This is a genomic window from Bittarella massiliensis (ex Durand et al. 2017), assembly GCF_017566145.1.
Classification (GTDB): Bacteria; Bacillota; Clostridia; order Oscillospirales; family Ruminococcaceae; genus Bittarella; species Bittarella massiliensis_A.
On sequence record NZ_JABFCL010000332.1, the window covers coordinates 1 to 213 of the forward strand.

The 213-nt window shown below is 46.0% G+C and carries 1 pseudogene; it reads left to right on the top strand.

Annotation, left to right across the window (positions count from 1 at the left end):
- Positions 1–14 precede the first annotated feature (14 nt).
- Positions 15–213 (top strand): annotated as a pseudogene (locus tag HJY11_RS14550) (hypothetical protein); the annotation flags it as partial.

The window sequence follows — 213 nt, forward strand, 5'->3', positions numbered from 1 at the left end:
TGGAGTGTTTGATTATGGCTGATATGAATCTTGTCCCCATAACGGGGATTGTACAGAATATCACATCCATGCGTGATAACTGCTGTGAACTGCTTGTCTCTATCCGCAATTCCGACGGCATCACCAACTTTGTAGTAGGCCCTGACTCTTATGTCATCAATGAAGTACGTCTGCGGCCGGGAATGAACGTGATTGCATTCTATGATGCGAACC